21 protein-coding genes are annotated in these 21,264 nt (G+C 74.3%); 3 read left to right on the top strand and 18 right to left on the bottom strand.

The genetic code is table 11. The features are described 5' to 3' along the window. Positions 1-41 precede the first annotated feature (41 nt). From pyk to hisF, 15 genes are all read right to left on the bottom strand, one after another. Positions 42-1,505 carry a pyruvate kinase gene (gene pyk, locus KC207_RS02560; RefSeq protein WP_211601336.1) on the bottom strand — a complete coding sequence of 488 codons (1,464 nt, stop codon included), beginning with the start codon at positions 1,503-1,505 and terminating at the stop codon, positions 42-44. A 101-nt stretch (positions 1,506-1,606) separates the two neighbouring features. Beyond that, complete coding sequence (locus tag KC207_RS02555; protein ID WP_211601335.1) at positions 1,607-3,067, bottom strand: glutamate synthase subunit beta; 1,461 nt, start codon at positions 3,065-3,067, stop codon at positions 1,607-1,609. Continuing rightward, entirely contained in the window at positions 3,060-7,601 is a 4,542-nt protein-coding gene (gene gltB, locus KC207_RS02550) for a glutamate synthase large subunit (RefSeq protein ID WP_211601334.1), read from the bottom strand. Before gltB ends, KC207_RS02555 begins: the two co-directional genes overlap by 8 nt. Positions 7,602-7,731: 130 nt before the next feature. Further along, positions 7,732-8,667 (bottom strand): prolipoprotein diacylglyceryl transferase, encoded by a 936-nt coding sequence (gene lgt / locus KC207_RS02545; protein WP_211601333.1) that lies wholly within the window; start codon positions 8,665-8,667, stop codon positions 7,732-7,734. Further along, positions 8,664-9,431, bottom strand: coding sequence for a DsbA family protein (locus tag KC207_RS02540; protein WP_211601332.1), 768 nt, complete (start codon positions 9,429-9,431; stop codon positions 8,664-8,666). The genes lgt and KC207_RS02540 overlap by 4 nt, the downstream gene beginning before the upstream one ends. Before the next feature lie 17 nt (positions 9,432-9,448). Beyond that, complete coding sequence (locus KC207_RS02535) at positions 9,449-9,958, bottom strand: MauE/DoxX family redox-associated membrane protein (protein WP_211601331.1); 510 nt, start codon at positions 9,956-9,958, stop codon at positions 9,449-9,451. After that, a complete protein-coding gene (trpA, locus tag KC207_RS02530; RefSeq protein ID WP_437179114.1) occupies positions 9,955-10,779 on the bottom strand; it encodes a tryptophan synthase subunit alpha in 825 nt (274 codons plus the stop codon). Before trpA ends, KC207_RS02535 begins: the two co-directional genes overlap by 4 nt. Continuing rightward, positions 10,776-11,984: a tryptophan synthase subunit beta gene (gene trpB, locus KC207_RS02525; RefSeq protein ID WP_211601596.1), complete on the bottom strand. Its 1,209-nt coding sequence runs from the start codon at positions 11,982-11,984 to the stop codon at positions 10,776-10,778. The genes trpA and trpB overlap by 4 nt, the downstream gene beginning before the upstream one ends. 41 nt (positions 11,985-12,025) lie before the next feature. Beyond that, positions 12,026-12,841: an indole-3-glycerol phosphate synthase TrpC gene (gene trpC, locus KC207_RS02520; protein ID WP_211601330.1), complete on the bottom strand. Its 816-nt coding sequence runs from the start codon at positions 12,839-12,841 to the stop codon at positions 12,026-12,028. Further along, positions 12,838-13,065: an HGxxPAAW family protein gene (locus tag KC207_RS02515; RefSeq protein ID WP_211601329.1), complete on the bottom strand. Its 228-nt coding sequence runs from the start codon at positions 13,063-13,065 to the stop codon at positions 12,838-12,840. Before KC207_RS02515 ends, trpC begins: the two co-directional genes overlap by 4 nt. Positions 13,066-13,132: 67 nt before the next feature. Continuing rightward, positions 13,133-13,735: a Trp biosynthesis-associated membrane protein gene (locus tag KC207_RS02510; protein WP_211601328.1), complete on the bottom strand. Its 603-nt coding sequence runs from the start codon at positions 13,733-13,735 to the stop codon at positions 13,133-13,135. Continuing rightward, entirely contained in the window at positions 13,732-15,294 is a 1,563-nt protein-coding gene (locus KC207_RS02505) for an anthranilate synthase component I (RefSeq protein ID WP_211601327.1), read from the bottom strand. Before KC207_RS02505 ends, KC207_RS02510 begins: the two co-directional genes overlap by 4 nt. Further along, positions 15,291-15,662 (bottom strand): phosphoribosyl-AMP cyclohydrolase, encoded by a 372-nt coding sequence (hisI, locus tag KC207_RS02500; RefSeq protein ID WP_211601326.1) that lies wholly within the window; start codon positions 15,660-15,662, stop codon positions 15,291-15,293. Before hisI ends, KC207_RS02505 begins: the two co-directional genes overlap by 4 nt. A 35-nt stretch (positions 15,663-15,697) precedes the next feature. Beyond that, positions 15,698-16,372: a Pr6Pr family membrane protein gene (locus KC207_RS02495; RefSeq protein ID WP_211601325.1), complete on the bottom strand. Its 675-nt coding sequence runs from the start codon at positions 16,370-16,372 to the stop codon at positions 15,698-15,700. Further along, positions 16,369-17,142, bottom strand: a complete 774-nt coding sequence (gene hisF, locus KC207_RS02490) for an imidazole glycerol phosphate synthase subunit HisF (protein ID WP_211601324.1) — start codon at positions 17,140-17,142, stop codon at positions 16,369-16,371. Before hisF ends, KC207_RS02495 begins: the two co-directional genes overlap by 4 nt. A 35-nt stretch (positions 17,143-17,177) precedes the next feature. On the opposite strand from hisF, the gene KC207_RS02485 reads away from it, so the two are divergent. Together KC207_RS02485 and KC207_RS02480 are read left to right on the top strand one after the other, a co-directional pair. Beyond that, positions 17,178-17,756 (top strand): nucleoside/nucleotide kinase family protein, encoded by a 579-nt coding sequence (locus KC207_RS02485; RefSeq protein ID WP_211601323.1) that lies wholly within the window; start codon positions 17,178-17,180, stop codon positions 17,754-17,756. Continuing rightward, complete coding sequence (locus KC207_RS02480) at positions 17,753-18,853, top strand: FUSC family protein (RefSeq protein ID WP_211601322.1); 1,101 nt, start codon at positions 17,753-17,755, stop codon at positions 18,851-18,853. Before KC207_RS02485 ends, KC207_RS02480 begins: the two co-directional genes overlap by 4 nt. 8 nt (positions 18,854-18,861) lie before the next feature. On the opposite strand, the gene KC207_RS02475 is transcribed toward KC207_RS02480, so the two are convergent. Genes KC207_RS02475 through KC207_RS02465 form a run of 3 tightly spaced genes read right to left on the bottom strand, consistent with a single transcriptional unit; the run spans position 18,862 to position 20,437 of the window. Beyond that, a complete protein-coding gene (locus KC207_RS02475) occupies positions 18,862-19,323 on the bottom strand; it encodes a PH domain-containing protein (RefSeq protein WP_249138509.1) in 462 nt (153 codons plus the stop codon). Next, positions 19,311-20,156 carry an ATP phosphoribosyltransferase gene (hisG, locus tag KC207_RS02470; RefSeq protein ID WP_211601321.1) on the bottom strand — a complete coding sequence of 282 codons (846 nt, stop codon included), beginning with the start codon at positions 20,154-20,156 and terminating at the stop codon, positions 19,311-19,313. The genes KC207_RS02475 and hisG overlap by 13 nt, the downstream gene beginning before the upstream one ends. A 17-nt stretch (positions 20,157-20,173) precedes the next feature. Continuing rightward, positions 20,174-20,437 carry a phosphoribosyl-ATP diphosphatase gene (locus KC207_RS02465; RefSeq protein WP_211601320.1) on the bottom strand — a complete coding sequence of 88 codons (264 nt, stop codon included), beginning with the start codon at positions 20,435-20,437 and terminating at the stop codon, positions 20,174-20,176. Positions 20,438-20,499: 62 nt separating this feature from the next. Between KC207_RS02465 and KC207_RS02460 the strand changes: the two genes are divergently transcribed. Beyond that, positions 20,500-21,264 carry a maleylpyruvate isomerase N-terminal domain-containing protein gene (locus KC207_RS02460; protein WP_211601319.1) on the top strand — a complete coding sequence of 255 codons (765 nt, stop codon included), beginning with the start codon at positions 20,500-20,502 and terminating at the stop codon, positions 21,262-21,264.

Raw genomic sequence — 21,264 nt, 5'->3', positions numbered from 1 at the left:
CTGTCCGCGCGTCATCCTACCGATCCGCGCACCCCCGGGCGTCACTGCTTCGCGGCGTCGGCGACGTCCATGTAGGCGGGGGCGACCCGGTTCTTCGCGTCACCGATCCGGTGCACCCGCAGGGCGTTCGTCGAGCCCGGGATCCCGGGCGGGGACCCCGCGACGATGACGACGTGGTCGCCCTCCTGGACCCGGCCGAGGGACAGGAGCATCTCGTCGACCTGCATCGCCATCTCGTCGGTGTGCCGGCACTTCGGGGTGAGGAAGGTCTCGACGCCCCACGAGAGCGCGAGCTGGCTGCGGGTCGACTGGTTCGGGGTGAAGGCGAGCATCGGGATGCGCGGGCGGACCCGGGCGAGCCGGCGGGTGCTGCCGCCCTTCTCGGAGAAGGTGATGAGGTACTTCACCCCGAGCAGCTCGCCGATCTCGGCGGCCGCGGCGGTCACGGCGCCGCCCTTGGAGTTCGGGCGGGTGCCGAGGGGGCGGATCCGGTGCAGGCCGTGGGTCTCGGTGTTCTCGATGATCTTCGCCATCGTCGAGACGGCGGCGAACGGGTGCTTCCCGACGCTCGTCTCCCCCGAGAGCATGAGCGCGTCCGCCCCGTCGAGCACGGCGTTCGCGGCGTCGGAGGCCTCGGCGCGGGTGGGCCGGCTGTTCTCGACCATCGACTCGAGCACCTGCGTCGCGACGATGACCGGCTTGGCGCGCCGCCGGGCGATCTCGCAGGCGCGCTTCTGGACGAGCGGGACCTGCTCGAGCGGCATCTCGACGCCGAGGTCGCCGCGGGCGACCATGACGCCGTCGAAGGCGCGGATGATCTCGTCGAGGTTCTCGACGGCCTGCGGCTTCTCGATCTTGGCGACGACGGGCAGCCGCAGCCCTTCCTCGTCCATGATCTCGTGGACCCGGGTGATGTCCTCGGCGCTGCGGACGAAGGACAGCGCGATCATGTCGGCCTTCGTGCGCAGGGCCCAGCGCAGGTCGTCCTCGTCCTTCTCGGACAGCGCCGGGACGGACACGGCGACGCCGGGGAGGTTGATCCCCTTGTTGTTCGACAGCGGGCCGCCCTCGAGCACCTGGCAGACGACGTCGGTCTCGGTGACGTCGGTCGCGATGAGCGCGATCTTGCCGTCGTCGATGAGGATGCGGTCGCCCGCCTGGACGTCGCCGGGAAGCCCGTCGTAGGTCGTCCCGACGGCCTCCTGGTCGCCGGGGACGTCACGGGTCGTGATCGTGAACGTCGCGCCCCGCTCGAGGACGATGGGGCCGTCCGCGAAGCGGCCGGTGCGGATCTTCGGGCCCTGGAGGTCGACGAGGACGCCGACCGCGTGACCGGTGGCGTCACCGGCCTCGCGGACCGCGGTGTACACCGCGTCGTGGTCGGCGTGGCTGCCGTGGCTGAGGTTGAGCCGGGCCACGTCCATGCCGGCGCGGACGAGCTCGCGGACGTTATCGGGAGAGGAGGTGGCAGGGCCCAGGGTGCAGACGATCTTCGCGCGACGCATGGGGCCGAGCCTATCGGTGGAAGCGGTTCCACTATGACCCGGGTCACATGACGGAGAGAGGGGCCCCACCCGTATCGGTGGGGCCCCTCGCGGACGGTGGCTCAGGCCGTGAGCGGGCGGTCCGTCGGGGCGACCGGGCGCGGCAGCCGGGACGGCTTGTGCATGAGCCAGGCGTCCACCTCGTGGGCGACCGAGCGACCCTCGGCGATGGCCCAGACGATGAGCGACTGCCCGCGGCCGGCGTCGCCGGCGACGAAGACGCCGGGGACGCTCGACATGAAGTGCCCGTCGCGGGCGACGTTGGTCCGCTCGTCCTTGTCGACGCCGAGCTGGTCGAGCAGGCCCTCGGGCTCGGGGCCGAGGAAGCCCATCGCGAGGAGGACGAGCTGCGCGGGGAGCTCGCGGTCGCTGCCCTCGACCTTCTCGAAGCCGTTCTCGCCGCGGGTCACCTCGTGGACCCGGAGGGCACGGACGCGGCCCTCGTCGTCGCCGACGACCTCGCTCGTGGAGATGGCGTAGACGCGGTCGCCGCCCTCCTCGTGCGCCGAGGCGACGCGGAAGAGCATCGGGTAGGTCGGCCACGGGTGGGCGTCGGAGCGGTCCTGGCCGGGCTGGGGCATGATCTCCAGGCTCGTCACCGAGCGGGCACCCTGCCGGTGCGCGGTCCCGATGCAGTCGGCCCCGGTGTCGCCGCCGCCGATGACGACGACGTCCTTGCCGGCCGCCGTGACCTGGCCCTCGACGGTCTGCCCGAGCGCCACCCGGTTCGCCGGCGGCAGGAAGTCCATCGCCTGGACGACACCGTCGAGCTCGCGGCCCGGGACCGGCAGGTCGCGCGGGACGGTGGAGCCGGTGGCGACGACGACCGCGTCGAACCGCTTGCGCAGGTCGGCGGCCGTGAGGTCCTTCCCGACGGTGACGCCGGTGCGGAAGCGGGTGCCCTCGGACTTCATCTGGGCGATCCGCCGGTCGAGGACGGACTTCTCCATCTTGAACTCGGGGATGCCGTAGCGCAGCAGCCCACCGGGCTGGTCGGCGCGCTCGTAGACCGCCACGGTGTGCCCGGCGCGGGTCAGCTGCTGGGCGGTGGCCAGGCCCGCCGGGCCGGAGCCCACGACCGCCACGGTCTTCCCGGACAGCCGCTCTGGCGAGCTCGGCAGGACGATGCCGTTGTCGAAGGCCCGGTCGATGATCGAGACCTCGACCTGCTTGATCGTCACGGCCGGCTGGTTGATGCCGAGGACGCACGCCGACTCGCACGGGGCCGGGCAGAGCCGGCCGGTGAACTCCGGGAAGTTGTTCGTCGCGTGCAGCCGCTCGATGGCCTCGCGCCACTCGCCGCGCCGGGCGAGGTCGTTCCACTCCGGGATGAGGTTCCCGAGCGGGCAGCCGTTGTGGCAGAAGGGGATGCCGCAGTCCATGCAGCGACCGGCCTGACGCTGGAGCTCGGGGACCGGCTGGTCCTCGTAGACCTCCTTCCAGTCCCTGATCCGCACCGGCACGGGACGCCGGCGCGGCAGCTCGCGCTCACGGGTCTTGAGAAAGCCTTGGGGGTCAGCCACGGGACGCCTCCATGATCCGCTCCCACACCTGGGGGCCGTCGGGGTCGAGTCCTTCCTGCTCCGCCTTCGTCCGCACGTCGAGGACGCGCTGGTACTGGCGGGGCAGGACGAGGGTGAAGGCCGACCGGGCGGAGTCCCAGTCGGCGAGCAGCCGGTCGGCCACGGCCGAGTCCGTCCACTCCCGGTGCCGCTCGAGGAGGTCGCGGCAGACGAGCGCGTCCTCGTCGCGCAGCGGCCGCAGGTCGACGAGCTCGCGGTTGACCCGGTGCGGGTCGAGGTCGAGGACGTAGGCGACGCCGCCGGACATGCCGGCCGCCAGGTTGCGGCCGGTCGGTCCGAGGACCATCGCGTGCCCGCCGGTCATGTACTCGAGGGCGTGGTCGCCGACGCCCTCGACGACGACGGTCGCGCCGGAGTTGCGGACGCAGAACCGCTCACCGACCCGGCCGCGGAGGAAGATCTCGCCGGACGTCGCGCCGTAGGCGATGACGTTGCCGGCGATGACGTTCTCCTCGGCGACGAGGGCGGAGTCCTGCGCCGGGCGGACGACGATGCGCCCGCCGGACAGGCCCTTGCCGACGTAGTCGTTCGCGTCGCCGACGAGGCGCAGGGTGACGCCCTGCGGGACGAAGGCGCCGAAGCTCTGCCCGGCGGAGCCGGTGAGCGTGAGGTCGATCGTGCCGTCGGCGAGGCCGTCCGGGTGGGCCTTGGTCACCTCGTGCCCGAGCATCGTGCCGACGGTGCGGTTGACGTTGCGGATCGCGAACTGCGCCTGCACCGGGTGGCCCTGGTCGATGGCGTCGCGGGCCGCGGCGATGAGCTGGTGGTCCAGGGCCTTCTCGAGGCCGTGGTCCTGGGCGACGCGGTGCCGCACGTCCGACCCGTCCGGGCTCTGCACCTTCGTGAGGACCGGGGACAGGTCCAGGCCGGAGGCCTTCCAGTGCGCCACCGCCTTGTCGGTGTCGAGGTGCTCGATCTGGCCGATGGCCTCCTCGATGCTGCGGAAGCCGAGCGCGGCCAGGTGCTCGCGGACCTCCTCGGCGATGTACTCGAAGAAGGTCTCGACGAACTCCGGCGCCCCGGAGTACCGGGAGCGCAGCTCCGGGTTCTGGGTGGCGATGCCGACCGGGCAGGTGTCGAGGTGGCAGACCCGCATGAGGATGCAGCCGGACACGACGAGCGGCGCGGTCGCGAACCCGAACTCCTCGGCGCCGAGCAGCGCGGCGACGACGACGTCGCGGCCGGTCTTGATCTGCCCGTCGACCTGGACGACGATCCGGTCCCGCAGCCCGTTGAGGACGAGGGTCTGCTGGGTCTCGGCGAGGCCGAGCTCCCAGGGGCCGCCCGCGTGCTTGAGCGAAGTGAGCGGGGAGGCGCCGGTGCCGCCGTCGTGCCCGGAGATGAGGACGACGTCGGCGTGCGCCTTGCTCACCCCGGCCGCGACGGTCCCGACGCCGACCTCGGAGACGAGCTTGACGTGGACCCGGGCCTGCGGGTTCGCGTTCTTGAGGTCGTGGATGAGCTGGGCGAGGTCCTCGATCGAGTAGATGTCGTGGTGCGGCGGGGGGCTGATGAGCCCGACACCCGGCGTCGAGTGCCGGGTCTTGGCGACCCAGGGGTACACCTTCGGGCCGGGCAGCTGCCCGCCCTCGCCGGGCTTGGCGCCCTGGGCCATCTTGATCTGGATGTCGTCGCTGTGGGTGAGGTACATCGACGTGACACCGAAGCGCCCGGAGGCGACCTGCTTGACCGCCGAGCGCCGCTCGGGGTCCAGGAGGCGCTCGACGTCCTCGCCGCCCTCGCCGGTGTTCGAGCGTCCGCCGAGGCGGTTCATCGCGACCGCGAGGGTCTCGTGGGCCTCCTGGCTGATCGAGCCGTAGCTCATCGCGCCGGTGGAGAACCGTCGGACGATGGCCTCGACGGGCTCGACCTCCTCGATCGGGACCGGCTCGCGCGGCGTCTCGCCGCCGAGCTCGAAGAGCCCGCGGAGGGTCATCAGCCGACCGGACTGCTCGTCGACCCGCTGGGTGTACTGCTTGAAGACGTCGTACCGGCGCTGCCGCGTCGCGTGCTGCAGTCGGAAGACGGTCTCGGGGTCGAAGAGGTGCGGCTCGCCCTCGCGGCGCCACTGGTACTCGCCACCGACGGCGAGCTTGCGGTGGGCCTGGCGGATGCCGTCCGGCGGGTAGGCGCTCTCGTGCCGGGCCGCGGTCTCGGCAGCGAGGACGTCGAGGCCGATGCCGCCGAGCTGGGAGACGGTGCCGGTGAAGTACTCGTCGACGAGGTCCTGGGAGAGGCCGAGCGCCTCGAAGACCTGCGCGCCGCGGTAGGACGCGACGGTGGAGATGCCCATCTTCGACATCACCTTGAGGACGCCCTTGCCGAGCGCCTTGATGAGGTTGGCGACCGCCTGCTCCTCGCTCACCTCGGTGATGTCGCCGCGGCGGACCATGTCCTCGACGGTCTCCATCGCGAGGTAGGGGTTGATCGCGGCGGCGCCGTAGCCGATGAGCAGCGCGACGTGGTGCACCTCGCGGACGTCCCCGGCCTCCACGACGAGCCCGACCTGGGTGCGGGTCTTCTCGCGGATGAGGTGGTGGTGGACGGCCGAGGTGACGAGCAACGACGGGATCGGCGCGGTGTCGCGGTCGGAGTCACGGTCGGACAGGACGATGAAGCGCGCCCCCTCCTCGATGGCCTGCGAGACCTCGGCGAAGATCTCCCCGAGCCGGTCGCGCAGGGCCTTCTCGCCGCCGTCGACGTCGTACGTGGCCCGCACGACGTGGGTGCCGAAGCCGGGCAGGTCGCCGTCGGCGTTGATGTGGACGATCTTCGCGAGCTCGTCGTTGTCGAGCACGGGGAACGGCAGGACGACCTGGCGGGCGTGCGCCGGGTTGGCGTCGAGGAGGTTGCCCTCCGGGCCGACGGCGCTGTCGAGCGAGGTGACGAGCTCCTCGCGGATCGCGTCGAGCGGCGGGTTCGTCACCTGGGCGAAGAGCTGGGTGAAGTAGTCGAAGACGAGCCGCGGGCGGTCCGACAGCACCGCGATCGGGGTGTCGGTGCCCATCGAGCCGAGGGCCTCCGCCCCGGTCCGGGCCATCGGGGCGAGGATGACCTTGAGCTCCTCCTCGGTGTACCCGAAGGTCCGCTGCCGCCGGGCGACCGAGGCGGCGGTGTGCACGATGTGCTCGCGCTCGGGCAGGTCCGGCAGCCGGATGAGGCCGGCGTGCAGCCACTCCTCGTACGGGTGCTCCCCCGCGAGCCCGGACTTGACCTCCTCGTCGCTGACGATCCGGCCCGCCTCGGTGTCGACGAGGAACATCCGGCCCGGCTGGAGCCGGCCGCGGCGCACGACGTTCTCGGGCTCGAGGTCGAGGACGCCGGACTCGGAGGCGAGGACGACGAGCCCGTCGCCGGTGACCCAGTACCGGCCCGGGCGCAGGCCGTTGCGGTCGAGGACGGCGCCGACGAGGCTGCCGTCGGTGAAGCAGACGGCCGCGGGACCGTCCCACGGCTCCATGAAGGTCGAGTGGAACTCGTAGAAGGCCCGGCGGGCCGGGTCCATCGACGCGTGGTTCTCCCACGCCTCCGGGATCATCATGAGGACGGCGTGCGGCAGCGAGCGGCCCCCGAGGTGGATGAGCTCGAGGACCTCGTCGAAGGAGGCCGAGTCGGACGCGTCCGGGGTGCAGATCGGCGACAGGCGGGACAGGTCCCCGGACAGCACGTCGGAGGCCAGCTGGCTCTCCCGGGCGTGCATCCAGTTGCGGTTGCCCTTCATCGTGTTGATCTCGCCGTTGTGGGCGATGAGCCGGTACGGGTGGGCGAGCGGCCAGCTCGGGAAGGTGTTCGTCGAGAAGCGGGAGTGGACGAGGGCGAGCTCGGTGGCGAACCGCTCGTCGGAGAGGTCGGGGAAGAACGGCTCGAGCTGGCCGGTCGTCAGCATCCCCTTGTAGACGACGGTGCGCGCCGACAGCGACGGGAAGTAGACGTCGGCCTCGCGCTCGGCCCGCTTGCGCAGGGCGAAGGCGAGCCGGTCGAGCTCGATGCCCGCGAGGCCCTCGTCGGAGCCGACGAAGACCTGGCGGAAGCACGGCATCGTGTCGCGGGCGGCGGCACCGACGAGGTCCGGGACGACGGGGACGTCGCGCCAGGCGAGGACGCGCAGACCCTCGGTGCGGGCGATCTCCTCGACCCGCTGCTCGGCCCGGGCCCGCTCGGCCTCGTCGGTCGGCAGGTAGGCCATGCCCGCGGCGTACTGCCCGGCGGGCGGCAGGTCCGCGTCGACGACCTCGCGGAAGAAGGCGTCGGGGACCTGGGTCAGGATGCCCGCGCCGTCGCCGACGAGCGGGTCGGCGCCGGTGGCACCCCGGTGGTCGAGGTTGCGCAGGGCGTCGAGGGCGTGGACGACGATGTCGTGCCCGGCGTGCCCGCGCATCGTCGCGACCATCGCGACGCCACAGGCGTCGTGCTCGTGCTCGCGGCGGTACAGGCCGGTGTCGGCGGGCTGGGCGGAGAAGCGGGCGACGGACACGTCGCATCACCGTCCTCTGGGTCGTCGGCCCCCGGGCGGAGGCCAGGCACGGCAAGGTCAGGCGCGGACGTCGATGGCCACGTCGGGGAATCGTAGCCCGCACCGCCGCCGTCCCGACATTCGAGCCGCCCTATCCCACATCCTGGGAACGCGGAGGCGTCTCGTCCGCGTCCTCCGAGGGCTCGGCCGTGGGCTCGTCGCCGGCCTCGTCCGGGGCGTCCGCGGTCGCGCCGGGGTCGGGCGCGCGGCGGGCCCGCCGCCCCGTGAACCACAGGATCCAGACCCCGAGGAGGAAGACGCCGATGCTCGTCCACACGTTGAGCCGTTGGCCGAGCACCATCTCGGCCTCGTCGGTCCGCATCCGCTCGATGACGACCCGGCCGAGCGGGTAGCCGGCGACGTAGAGACCGAACACCTGACCGGGGGCCCAGCGGCGCCACCGTCCGGCGAGGAGCAGCAGGACGCCGAGGACGACGAGGAAGACGCTCTCGTACAGGAACGTGGGCTGGAAGGTGCCGAGGACGACCGGGTCGCCCGCGGCGTCGGTGACGGCCCGGGCCGCCGACTGGTCCCACTCGTGGATGACGAGGCCCCAGGGCGCGTCGGTCGGCCCGCCGTAGAGCTCGTTGTTGAACCAGTTGCCCCAACGGCCGAGTGCCTGGGCGAACGCGACCCCGGGGGCCGCCGCGTCGGCGAAGACGAGGAACGGGATCCCGGCCCGACGGCAGCCGACCCACGCGCCGAGTGCCCCCAGGGAGATGGCGCCCCAGATGCCGAGACCGCCCTCCCAGATCCGCAGCGCGGCGGAGAGGTCGCCGCCCTCGCCGAAGTACGGGCCGGGGGTCGAGACGACGTGGTAGAGCCGCCCGCCGACGATCCCCGCGACGACGGCGTAGGCCGCGACGTCGAGGACGACCCCGGACTCGTACCCGCGCGCCGCGAGCCGGCGCCCGGTGAGCCAGACGGCGAGGACGATGCCCGCGAGGATGCACAGGGCGTACGCGCGCAGCGTGAGCGGTCCGAGGTCGAACGCCCCGACGGTGGGGCTCGGGATCGAGGTCGTCACGAGGTGGCCCCGAGCACCTCGGCGAGGTCCTCTGGGGTCGAGACGCCGGACAGGTCGACCTCCTCGCCGTCGGACTTCACCGTCGGCGTCCCGCGCACGCCCTCCTCCTCGAAGGCCGTCGCGTTCACGGACGTGACGTACCGGGTGTACGTGCCGTCGGCGACGCACTGCTCCCACGTGTCGAGGTCGTCACCGGTGATGCCGGCCTCCTGCGCCCAGCCGTCGAGGGTCTCCTGCGGCAGGTCGACGCCCTCCCGGGCCTGGCCGGCGTAGGCGGCGTCGTGGAAGTCCTGGAAGGCGCCCTGGTCCGCAGCGCAGAAGCCGCCGTTCGCCGCGGGGGTCGAGTAGTCGGCGCCGGTCGTGTCGTCGAGGAAGTTGAGGATGTGGTACCTCAGCTCGATCCGTCCGTCCCGGGCGAGGTCCTCGATCGGGCCGCCGAAGGCGGCTTCGAACTGCCCGCACGCGGGGCACTGGAAGTCCTCGAAGACGTCGACGACCGGGGCGCCCTCCCGGAGCTCGACGTCGGCGAAGGCCCGGTACCCCTCGCCCATCTGCGCGCCCGCCGGGGTCGCGGTGCTCGTCCCGACCTCGGCCTCGCGCTGCACCTGGGTCCACACGACGCCGGCGACGACGGCGACGATTGCGACGACGACGACGGCGGCCGCCACGACGATCCGGTTCGCTCCCCCGCCGCCGGACCCCGCCGCGGCCTGGATCTTCGCCTGCCGGCCACCGGACGCGGTCTTCTTCGTCGTCTTCGCCATCGCTGCGGGTCAGCCTCTCAGTCGCGGAACAGGACTCGGTCGAGGGCGGCGAGCGAGCGCGGCCGCCACCACAACCAGACACCCGCGGCGGCGAACGAGGCGTCGCGGGCGATCTCCTGAGGGTATTTCGTCTCGTTCTCGCCGATCTGGCCGCCTCCGCCGAAGCAGCCGCAGTCGATCGTCAGCCCGCGGGCCCACGCCTGGGCGATGCCGACGACGAAGGCGACCATGAGCAGCGTCGAGACGACCGCCACCGGACGGGTGAAGAGGCCGAGGACGAGGAGGACGCCGAGGACGATCTCGACGAACGGCAGGGCGAGGCCGACCCAGCCGGCGAGGCCGAGCGGCATGATCTCGTAGGCCTGGACGGCCCGCTCCGAGGTGAGCGGCTTGCCGACCTTCGCGAGGCCGGCCCAGAGCAGGACGCCGCCGAGGAAGAGGCGGGCGAGGAGGCCGACGACGTCCAGGACCCGCGGCGAGCGGTACCAGGCGGTGACGGCCCGCTCGGTCTCGACGTCGGTCGTCACGCGCGTCCCTCCCGGACCCCTGCGGCCAGCTGTTCGGTCAGTGAGCGCAACGCCTCGAGCCGGTCCGCGAGTTCCCCCTCACCCCCGAGGGTGCGCACGAGGGCCGACCCGACGATGACGGCGTCGGCGTACGCGGCGATCTCGGCGGCCTGCTCGCGGGTGGAGACCCCGAGCCCGATGCCGACCGGCAGGTCGCAGACGGCGCGGACCTTCTCGACGAGGCCGCGGGCCTGGGAGTCCACGCTCGTGCGGGCACCCGTCACACCCATCGTCGAGGCCGCGTAGACGAACCCGGACGAGGCCGTCGTCACGACCTCGAGCCGGTCCGGCGTGCTGCTCGGGGCGACGAGGAAGATCCGGTCGAGGCCGTGCCGGGCGGACGCCGCGAGCCAGTCCTCGGCCTCGTCCGGGACGAGGTCGGGGGTGATGAGCCCGGAGCCGCCGGCCGCGGCGAGGTCGGCGGCGAAGCGCTCGACGCCACGGCGCAGGACGGGGTTCCAGTACGTCATCGCGACGGGGACCGCGCCGGCGTCGCGGACCGCCCGCACCGCGGCGAAGACGTCGTCGACGCGCGCCCCGCCGGCGAGCGCCGTCACCATGGCGTCCTGGTTCACCGGTCCGTCGATGACGGGGTCGCTGTAGGGGATGCCGACCTCGACGACGTCGCACCCGCCCTCGACGAGGACGCGCATCGCGGCGACGGAGGCCTCGACGGTCGGGAAGCCGACCGGCAGGTACCCGACGAGGGCGGCGCGGCCCTCGGCCCGGCAGCGGGCGAAGACGTCGGCGAGGCCCGGCGCGGTCGTCGTCACGGCGCTCACTGCGTGCCCTCGTCGACGAGCCCGAACCACGCCGCGGCGGTGTGCATGTCCTTGTCGCCGCGTCCGGAGAGGTTGACGAGGACGAGGCCGTCGGGCCCGAGCTCCCGCCCGATCTCCATCGCCCCGGCGAGCGCGTGCGCGGACTCCAGGGCCGGGATGATGCCCTCGGTCCGGCACAGCAGCGAGAACGCCTCCATCACCTGGTCGTCGGTGGCGTACCGGTACTCGGCCCGCCCGCTGTCGCGCAGGTGGGCGTGCTCCGGTCCGACGCTCGGGTAGTCCAGGCCCGCGGAGATCGAGTGCGACTCGAGGGTCTGACCGTCCGCGTCCTGCATGAGGTAGCTCATCGCGCCGTGGAGCACGCCGGGGCTCGCGGAGGCGAACCGGGCGGCGTGGCGCCCGGACTCCACGCCCTCTCCCCCGGCCTCGACGCCGACGAGCCGGACGCCCTCGTCGGGGACGAAGCGGTGGAAGATCCCCATGGCGTTCGAGCCGCCGCCGACGCAGGCGAGCACCGCGTCGGGCAGCCGGCCGGTGAGCTCGAGGACCTGCTCGCGGGCCTCCTCGCCGATGACGGCGTGGAAGTCGCGGACCATCTCGGGGAACGGGTGCGGCCCGGTGACGGTGCCGATGCAGTAGTGCGTCGTCCCGACGTTCGTCACCCAGTCGCGCAGCGCCTCGTTGATGGCGTCCTTGAGGGTGGCACTGCCGTGCTCGACGGCGACGACCTCGGCGCCCAGGATGCGCATCCGGGCGACGTTGAGCGCCTGGCGCTCGGTGTCGACCTTGCCCATGTAGACGGTGCAGTCCAGGCCCATGAGCGCGGCGGCGGTCGCCGTGGCGACACCGTGCTGGCCGGCGCCGGTCTCGGCGATGATCCGGGTCTTGCCCATGCGCTTCGTGATGAGGGCCTGGGCGAGGACGTTGTTGATCTTGTGCGAGCCGGTGTGGTTGAGGTCCTCGCGCTTGAGGACGACCCGTGCCCCGCCGCAGTGCGCCGCGAACCGGGGCACCTCGGTGACGATGCTCGGCCGGCCGGTGTACGTCGCGTGCAGCCGGGCGAGCTCGTCACCGAACTCGGGGTCGACGGCCGCCTTCTGCCGGGCCTCGTCGAGCTGCTCGAGGGCGGGGACCAGCGCCTCCGGGACGTACCGCCCGCCGAAGCGTCCGAAGCGGCCCGGCCGCTCGAGCGGCACCGGGGTCATCCCCTCGGCCGCCTCGTCCACCGGGTGCTCCTCGGGCGCGGTCACCGTGCCACCCCCGACCCGGCGGCGACGATCGCGGCCGCGGCCGCCCGGGGGTCGCCGTCGCGCACGAGCGCCTCGCCGACGAGGACGACGTCGGCGCCCTGCGCGGCGTAGGCCGCCGCGTCCTGCGGCCCGGAGATCCCGGACTCGGCGACGGTGACGACGCCGTCCGGGACGAGCGGGCGCAGGCGGGAGAAGGTGTCGGGGTGGACCTGCAGGGTCTTGAGGTCGCGGGCGTTGACACCGACGACGGTGGCGCCGGCGTCGACGGCGCGCTGGGTCTCGTCCTCGTCGTGGACCTCGACGAGAGCGGTCATCCCGAGCTCGCCGACCCGCGCGAGGAGGGACCGCAGGGTCGGGTCGTCGAGGGCGGCGACGATGAGCAGGACGATGTCCGCGCCGTGCGCGCGGGCCTCCCACACCTGGTAGTCGGTGACGACGAAGTCCTTGCGCAGCACGGGGACGTCGACGGCGGCCCGGACGACGTCGAGGTCGGCGAGGCTGCCGCGGAACCGCCGCTGCTCGGTGAGCACCGAGATCGCCGTGGCCCCACCGGCCTCGTACGCGGCAGCGAGGGAGGCGGGGTCGGGGATGTCGGACAGCTCGCCCTTGCTCGGGCTGGCCCGCTTCACCTCGGCGACGAGCGAGAGCCCCGGGCGCCGGAAGAGCGCCTCGGCGTCGAGCGCCGGCGCGGCCGTGGCCACGGCGCTCTCGAGGTCGGACCTGCTCGTACGGCGCTGCCGCTCCGCCAGGTCCTCCCGGACCCCGGCGACGATGTCGTCGAGGACCGAGGCCCCGGCCGACGCGCCGGTCATCGGATGGACGGTGCCTTCTCGGTGTCCCGGTCGGCGGCACCGTAGCCCGCCATCGAGAGCACCTTGCCGGCGACCGCACCGACGACCGCGAGCACGGCGCCGCCGACGAACAGCCAGACGTTGGGGAAGACGACCGCGAGCGACATGATCGCCGAGGCGACGATGATGATCCCGACGGCCGTCCAGGCCGCCACGCTGTGGCCGTGGTCTTCGTGCTCGCTCATGCTGCTCACTCTACGAAAGGGGGTGGCCCGGGCGGGCGGGTCGCCGCCCGGTGCTGGGGCCAGTGTCTCAGGTCCCGCGCTCGTCGCCGACGTCGGTCGGGTCGCGACCGGCCGACAGGTCGTCCCAGGTGCTGCTCACCCGCTCGCCCCGGGCGCCGGCCACGTCGCCGGACCCCGACGGCGGCTCGTACCGGCGCGACGGTCCGGACCACCGGCGCCGGCCGAGGACGGCGAGCACGAGGGCGAGGAGGGACAGGAGCACGCCGAGGAGCGCCAGCCACGGCCAGACCGTCGCGACCGCCTCCGCGGGCACCGTCCCGGTCCGCCCGACCCGTGCCGCGGCGACGGGACCCAGCACCCCCGAGGGGTCGAGGAGCACCCGGACGACGAGGGCGCCCGCGCCGACGGCGCAGCCCGCCCACAGGACGAGGGCGACGACCCGGGCGACGCGGCCGGCGGAGACGACGGCCACGGCCGCCGCGGCGAGGGCCAGGGCGAGGGCGGACAGGCCCGGGGCGACGTCGGTCCCGGTGGCGACGACGCGGCTGCCGCCGAGGACGGCGTCCTCGACCTGCCCCGAGACCCAGGGGCGCAGCCCGGTGACGAGGACGACGCCGGCCCCGAGGAGGGCGAGGAGAGCGACCGGACCCCGCCCGGTGAGCCGCCTCACCGGACGGTCCGCAGCGCGCCGGCGGTCGCGACGGCCCGCAGCGCGGCGGTGGCCTTCGCGACGCACTCCTCGTGCTCACGGGCCGGGTCGGAGTCGGCGACGATGCCGGCCCCGGCCTGGACGTGGGCGACGCCGTCCTTGACGACGGCGGTCCGGATGGCGATCGCCATGTCGAGGTCGCCGTGGAAGTCGAGGTAGCCGACGACGCCCCCGTAGATGCCGCGGCGCGAGGGCTCGTAGCGTTCGATGAGCGCCAGGGCCCGCGGCTTCGGCGCCCCGGACAGGGTGCCCGCGGGGAAGGTGGAGCGGAGGACGTCGTAGGCGCTCACCCCGGGCCGCGTGTCCCCGACGACCGTCGACTCGATGTGCATGACGTGGCTGTAGCGGCGCACGTCCATGAGCTCGACGACGTCGACGGTCCCCGGCCGGCAGACCCGCTGGAGGTCGTTGCGGCCGAGGTCGACGAGCATGACGTGCTCGGAGCGCTCCTTGGGGTCGGCGAGCAGCTCCTCGGCGAGCCGGACGTCGTCCTCCGGGGTCTTGCCCCGCGGCCGGGACCCCGCGATCGGGTGGGTGATCGCCCGCTCCCCCGTGACCTTGACGAGCGCCTCCGGTGAGCTGCCGACGACCGCGAACGACGAGCCCTCCCCGTCCGGGAACCGGAAGAGGTACATGTAGGGACTCGGGTTCGACGCCCGCAGCGCCCGGTACACCTCGAGCGGGTCGGCCGGGCAGTCGAGGGAGAACCGCTGGGACAGGACGACCTGGAAGACCTCCCCGGCGCGGATGTCCTCCTTGGCCCGCTCGACGACCTCCTCGTAGCCCTCGCGGGTGGTGTTCGAGCGGACGAGCCGCAGCGCCTCCTCGGCGGCCGGCCCGTCGACGACGGCCACGGTGCTCGGTGCGGGCGCGGCGAGCGCCTCGGTCATCGCGTCGAGGCGGGACACCGCGTCGGCCCACGCCTGCTCGACCCGCTCGTCGGTCGCGTCGTAGTTCACGGCGTTGGCGACGAGGAGGATCGAGCCGTCGGCGTGGTCGAGGACGGCGAGGTCGGTCGCGAGCATCATCGCGACCTCCGGGACCCCGAGCTCGTCGGGCAGCTCGTCGGGGACCCGCTCCCAGGCGCGGACGGCGTCGTACGACACCGCGCCGACCATCCCCCCGGTGAGTGGCGGCAGGCCGGCGATCGGCGGCGTCGCGAGCGCCTCCATCGTCGCCCGCAGCGCCTCGGTGGCGGGCCCGTCGGTGGGGACGCCGGCGGGCGGCTCGCCGACCCAGTGCGCCTCGCCGTCGCGCTCGGTGAGCGTCGCACGGCTCGCGGCGCCGACGATCGAGAAGCGCGACCAGACCCCGCCGTGCTCGGCCGACTCGAGGAGGAAGGTCCCCGGCCGGTCGCCCGCGAGCTTGCGGTAGACCCCGACGGGGGTCTCGGCGTCGCCCATGAGCCGGCGCACGACGGGGATGACCCGGCGGTCGCGGGCCAGGACGCCGAACGCGTCGAGGCTCGGCCAGGTCTCGCCGAACCCGAGCCGGGGGGCATCGACGGCCGGCGCCGTCACGCCGCGCCCCCGACGACCGCCCCGAGGTCACGGCCGTCGAAGCACGTGCGGCTGCCGGTGTGGCAGGCCGCCCCCACCTGGTCGACCCGCACGAGGAGGGCGTCGCCGTCGCAGTCGAGGGCCACCGACCGGACGTGCTGGACGTGGCCGGAGGTGTCGCCCTTGCGCCAGTACTCCGCCCGGGACCGGGACCAGAAGGTCACCCGGCCCTCGGTGAGGGTGCGGCGCAGCGCCTCGTCGTCCATCCACCCGAGCATGAGCACCTCGCCGGTGTCGTGCTGCTGGACGATCGCGGCGACGAGCCCCGCGGGGTCCCGGGTGAGCCGCGCGGCGAGCGCGGGGTCGAGGGCGGCGTCGGAGGTCGGCACCCCGCCATTCTGCCGTGGCGCCCCGGGGACGGGGGTCAGCGGCCGTCCGCGGGGACCGGCCGCAGCCGGCGGTCGAGCGCGACGGCCCCCGCGAAGAGCAGGAGGAAGAGGACGGTGATGCCGGCGCAGGCGACGACGACGGCCGCCGTCCCGCCCTCCCGGTGGTCGAGGAACGGGTAGGGATACCAGCCCGAGACGACCCCGACGACGAGGGTCGAGGCGGTCCACAGCAGCGGCCAGGCGAGCGCCTCCCCGGCGGTCCGCCAGGTCGTGCGGGGACGTGGTCCCGCGACCACCCACCCGAGGACGGCGACGAGCGGGACGACGACGTGCAGGAGGGTGTCGGCGAGGGCGTCGAGCCCCTCGAGGTCGAGCAGCGGGCGCAGCAGGACGTAGTGGACGAGCCCGGTCACGGTGATCCCGACGAGCGCCGCGAGGCGGACCGGCCGGAACCACCGGCCGTCCTGCGCGGGGTCCCCCGCGAGCCACCAGGACGTGACGGCGACGAGGAGGTTGCTCTGGATCGTGAAGTAGCAGAGGAACCGGACGAGGGCCAGGCCGAGCGGCGGCGCGGCCGACTCGTCGAGGACGGCGCTGCCCGCGAGCACGAGGGCGAGCTGGAGCAGCACCGCGGCCGTGGCGAGCCCGGCTACGACGAGGTGGGTGCCGCGGGCGGCGCTCCGGCCCACACCCGGCGCCCGGACGCTCATCGGACGGGGAGGTCGGCGGCCCGCAGCGCGTCCTTGACCTCGCCGATCGTCAGCTCGCCGAAGTGGAACACGCTCGCGGCGAGGACGGCGTCGGCACCGGCCTCGACGGCGGGGGCGAAGTGCTCGACCGCCCCCGCTCCCCCGCTGGCGACGACGGGGACGTCGACCGCGGCCCGGACGAGCCGGACGAGCTCGAGGTCGAAGCCGTCCTTGGTCCCGTCGGCGTCCATCGAGTTGAGGAGGATCTCGCCGGCCCCGAGGTCGGCCGCCCGGGCGCACCACTCGACGGCGTCGACGCCGGTGCCCGTGCGCCCCCCGTGGGTCGTCACCTCGAAGCCGGCGACGACCCGGCCGTCCTCGGCCCGGCGACGGCGCACGTCCGCCGACAGGACGAGCACCTGGGCGCCGAACCGGTCGGCGGTCTCGGCGATGAGCGCGGGTCGGGCGATGGCCGCGGTGTTGACGCCGACCTTGTCGGCGCCGGCCCGCAGCAGCCGGTCGACGTGCTCGACGGTGCGCACCCCGCCCCCGACGGTCAGCGGGATGAAGACCTCCTCGGCGGTCCGCGCGACGACGTCGTACATCGTGTCCCGGTCGCCGCTGGAGGCGGTGACGTCGAGGAAGGTCAGCTCGTCGGCGCCCTGCTCGCCGTAGCGGCGGGCGAGCCCGACGGGGTCGCCGGCGTCGCGCAGCCCCCGGAAGTTCACGCCCTTGACGACCCGCCCGGCGTCGACGTCGAGGCAGGGGATGACACGGACGGCGACCGACACGCGGCCAGCCTAGCCGCGGCACTAGGGTCGCTCGCGTGTGGTTCCAGGTCACCGACCCGGCCGACCCCGCGCACGTCGTCGCCGTGCTCGAGGCGCTGCAGGACGCCCGGCCGCGGTGCGGTGCCACGGCCGTCGTCGCGGTCGACGGCCCGAGCGGGTCCGGCAAGACGACCCTCGCGAAAGGGCTCGTCGACGCCCTCGGCTGCCCCGCCGTCCACATGGACGAGATCTACCCCGGCTGGGACGGCCTCGCCGACGCCGTCCCCCTCCTCGTCGACCAGGTCCTCGCCCCGCTGTCCCGCGGGCTGCCGGGGCGGTACCGCACCTGGGACTGGGAGGACCACCGGTGGGGGCCGTCGAGGGACGTCCCCGTCACCCCGCTGCTCGTCGTCGAGGGCTGCGCGTCCAGCGTCGGCGCGGCCGGCGGGTACGCCGCCGTCCGGGTGTGGGTCGAGGCCGACCGCGACGAGCGGATGCGCCGGGGCCTGGCCCGGGACGGCGAGACCTTCCGCCCGCACTGGGAGCGCTGGGCCGCGCAGGAGGCGGCCCTCTTCGGCGCCGACGGCACCCGTGAGCGGGCCGACGTCGTCCTCGACACCCGGGTGGCACGATGACGCGCTCGCCGGCGGCGACCGTCCGCGACGTCCGCGCCGGCCTCGGCCGGGGGGTCTCCCGGGTCCGCACCCGCGGGGTGTTCCTCGCCCAGATCGGGGTCGCGGTCCTGCTGTCGTGGACGCTCGCGACCGGTCTCCTCGGTCACGACCAGCCGTTCTTCGCCCCGGTCACGGCACTGCTCTGCCTCGGGCTCACCTACGGCCAGCGGCTGCGACGGATCGTCGAGGTCTCGGTCGGCGTCGCCATCGGCGTCCTCGTGGGCGACGTCATCGTCCTGCTCCTCGGCAGCGGTGGCTGGCAGATGGCGGTCGTCGTGATGCTCGCCATGAGCCTCGCCCTCCTCGTCTCCTCCGGCCAGCTCGCGGTCGTCCAGGCCGGGGTGCAGTCCGTCTTCATCGTCGCCTTCGCCGCGGGGGCCGGCGAGGGGGTCGACCGGTGGCTCGACGCCCTCGTCGGCGGCTCCGTCGCCCTCGTCATCGGCACCCTCGCCCCGACGACACCGGTCGTGCGCCCCCGCGCCGAGGCGGCGGCGACGGTGCGGGCCGTCGCCGGGACGCTCCGGCACGTCTCCGCGGCGCTGCGCCGAGCGGACCTCGACGCGGCCCACGAGGCGCTGGTCGAGGCCCGGTCGCTCGAGGGCCGGCTCGGCGACCTGCGCACCGCCGCCGCGGAGGGTGTCGCCGTCGTGCGCCAGTCCCCGTTCCTGCGCGGCAGCCGGCCGCACGCCGTCGCCGCCTCCGCCCTCGTCGTCCCGCTCGACCGCTGCGTGCGCAACCTGCGCGTCCTCGCCCGGCGCGCCACCGCGGCCGTCCGGCGCGACGAGGAGGTGCCCGCCAACTACGTCGCCCTCGTCGACGAGCTCGCCGCCGCCGCGGAGGACCTCGCCCGGATCCTCGACGAGCACGTCCGGCCCGTCGAGGCGCGGCTGGCTCTCACCCGCGTGGCCGGGCTCACGGGGCGTGCGGAGCCCGGGGCGGGGCTGTCCTCGGAGATGATCCGCGGCCAGGTGGCCTCGATGGTCGTGGACCTCCTCGTCGTCGCCGGCACCGATGACGACGAGGCCCTGCGGCTCGTCCAGGAGGCGCAGGGCGCCTGAGCCTCGGGTCAGGCCTGCGCGCGGTGGTGCGCGACGAGCCGTCCGAGCCGGCGGGCCTCCGCCCGGCCGCGCTCCCCGTCGACCCGCTGGATCGCCATGACGGCGAGGGTGTCGTGGTCGGTGAGGTCGATGCTCACCCACGGGTCGCCGTCGGGGAAGCGGACGTCGGCGATCTCGTCCCAGCCGACGGTGCGGGTGAGGACGAGGTTGCGGACGACGATGCCGTCGGGCCCGGGCACCGCGCGGATCGCGCTGTAGCGCCAGATGAACGCCGAGACGAGCAGGCCGAACCCGATGAGCGCGGCCTGGTCGAAGGGGCCCCACGCCCCCTGCAGCCCCATCCCGACCGCGACGCCGACGTGGATCGCGAGGAACACCGCGGCGACGACCGCCGGCACGACCCGGCCGCGCCGCGGGCGGAACGGGGCGTCGAGGGCGCCCTCGGGGCCGGCGTCGGTCACAACCGGCACGCCGTGATGTCCGTGACGAGGATGGCGCGGGCGCCGAGCTCGTAGAGCTCGTCCATCACGGCGTTCGTCACCCCGCGCGGCACCATCGCCCGCACGGCGACCCACTCGCGGTTCTGCAGCGGGGACACCGTCGGGCTCTCCAGCCCCGGGGTCACGGCGCACGCCCGGTCGACGAGGTCGGCCGGGCAGTCGTAGTCGAGCATGACGTACTCGCGGGCGGTGACGACCCCGAGGAGCCGGCGACGCAGCACCTCGACCGCGGCGAGCTCGGTGGAGGTCTCGTCCCGCACGAGCACCGCCTGGCTGCGCAGGATCGGGTCGCCGAAGACCTCGAGCCCCTGGCCGCGCAGGGTGGCGCCGGTCTCGACGACGTCGGCGATGACGTCGGCCACCCCGAGGGTGATCGCCGTCTCGACGGCCCCGTCGAGCCGGACGACCTGCGCGGAGACGCCGTGGTCGGCGAGGTGCTTCTCGACGAGGCCGGAGTAGCTCGTCGCGACGCGGTGGCCGGCGACGTCCTCGAGGGTCGAGGCGGTGCCGGGGCGGGCGGCGTACCGGAAGGTCGAGGCGCCGAACCCGAGCTCCATGACCTCGGTCGCGGCGGACCCGGAGTCCAGGAGCAGGTCGCGGCCGGTGACGCCGCAGTCTACGGTGCCGGACCCGACGTAGACGGCGATGTCCCGGGGCCGGAGGTAGAACAGCTCGACCCCGTTGGCCTCGTCGCGGACGACGAGCTCCTTGGAGTCGCGGCGGGTGCGGTAGCCGGCCTCGCGCAGCATGGCGGCGGCGGGCTCGGAGAGGGACCCCTTGTTGGGGACGGCGATGCGCAGCATGGTCGGTGGCCTTCGGTTCAGAGGTGGCGGTAGACGTCGTCGGGGGTGAGGTCGCAGGCGAGGAGGAGCACCTGGAGGTGGTACAGCAGCTGGCTGACCTCCTCGGCGGTGCGCTCGCGGCCCTCGTGCTCCGCGGCCATCCACACCTCGGCGGCCTCCTCCACGACCTTCTTGCCGATGGCATGGACACCGGCGTCGAGGGCGGCCACCGTGCCGGAGCCCTCGGGGCGGGTCCGCGCCTTGTCGGCGAGCTCGGCGAACAGGTCGTCGAAGGTCTTCACAGGCGACAAGGGTACGGGCCGCGGCCGGGTGGTCGGCGCCGAGTCCGGCCTACCCTCGGGTCATGACCGCGCCCGCGCCCGTCCCGTCCGCCCCGCTGCCGGGCCTCGCCGTCCTCCACGGCGACGCCACGATGCTGCGGCACGCCTCGATGGCCGCCTGGGAGCGCCCGGTCCCGTCCTGTCCCGGGTGGGACGGCGCCGGGCTGCTCGGCCACTGCGGGGAGATCCTCACCTGGGCGGGGACGATCCTCGGGACCGGGGAGAAGGTCGACCGCGCCGACCGCGAGAAGCCGCCGGCCGACCGGTCGACGTGGGTCGCCTGGTACGACGCCGCGCTCGCCCGGGTCGTCGACACCCTCGGGACGGTCCCGCCGGACCGGCCCACGTGGGTGTTCGCCCCCTCGGGGACGCCGGAGGCCCGGTGGTGGCAGCGTCGGCTCGGGGTCGAGCTCGCCGTCCATCGCTGGGACGCGCAGCTGGCGGCCGACGCGGCCTGCGCCCCGCTCGACCCGGTCGTCGCCGTCGCGGGCGTCGAGGAGCACCTCGTCCAGTTCCTCCCGGGGCTGCTCGCCCGGCACGAGGGCCCGGCCCTCACCGGGAGCCTGCACCTGCACGCCGACGACGTGCCCGACGGCCTCGAGTGGTGGGTCGACCTCGGGGCGGGCGGGGACGCCGTGCCCGTCACGGAGCACCGGCACGGCGACGTCGCGGTCCGGGGCACCGCCTCGGACCTGCTCCTGTGGCTGACCCACCGGCGGCCCGCCGACGCGCTCGACGTCGTCGGCGACGTCGACCTCGCGCGTGCCCTCACCGCCCTCGTGCGCTGA

Source organism: Phycicoccus avicenniae, assembly GCF_018139485.1.
Lineage (GTDB): Bacteria > Actinomycetota > Actinomycetes > Actinomycetales > Dermatophilaceae > Phycicoccus > Phycicoccus avicenniae.
This window is presented reverse-complemented; position numbering and strand designations above follow the sequence as displayed.

Coding starts and splice junctions, on each gene's coding strand:
- pyk (WP_211601336.1), bottom strand. CDS start 1,505: ATGCGTCGCGCGAAGATCGTCTGCACCCTGGGCCCTGCCACCTCCTCT.
- KC207_RS02540 (WP_211601332.1), bottom strand. CDS start 9,431: ATGGCGAAGACGACGAAGAAGACCGCGTCCGGTGGCCGGCAGGCGAAG.
- trpB (WP_211601596.1), bottom strand. CDS start 11,984: ATGACCCCGGTGCCGCTCGAGCGGCCGGGCCGCTTCGGACGCTTCGGC.
- trpC (WP_211601330.1), bottom strand. CDS start 12,841: ATGACCGGCGCGTCGGCCGGGGCCTCGGTCCTCGACGACATCGTCGCC.
- KC207_RS02515 (WP_211601329.1), bottom strand. CDS start 13,065: ATGAGCGAGCACGAAGACCACGGCCACAGCGTGGCGGCCTGGACGGCC.
- KC207_RS02495 (WP_211601325.1), bottom strand. CDS start 16,372: ATGAGCGTCCGGGCGCCGGGTGTGGGCCGGAGCGCCGCCCGCGGCACC.
- KC207_RS02480 (WP_211601322.1), top strand. CDS start 17,753: ATGACGCGCTCGCCGGCGGCGACCGTCCGCGACGTCCGCGCCGGCCTC.
- hisG (WP_211601321.1), bottom strand. CDS start 20,156: ATGCTGCGCATCGCCGTCCCCAACAAGGGGTCCCTCTCCGAGCCCGCC.
- KC207_RS02460 (WP_211601319.1), top strand. CDS start 20,500: ATGACCGCGCCCGCGCCCGTCCCGTCCGCCCCGCTGCCGGGCCTCGCC.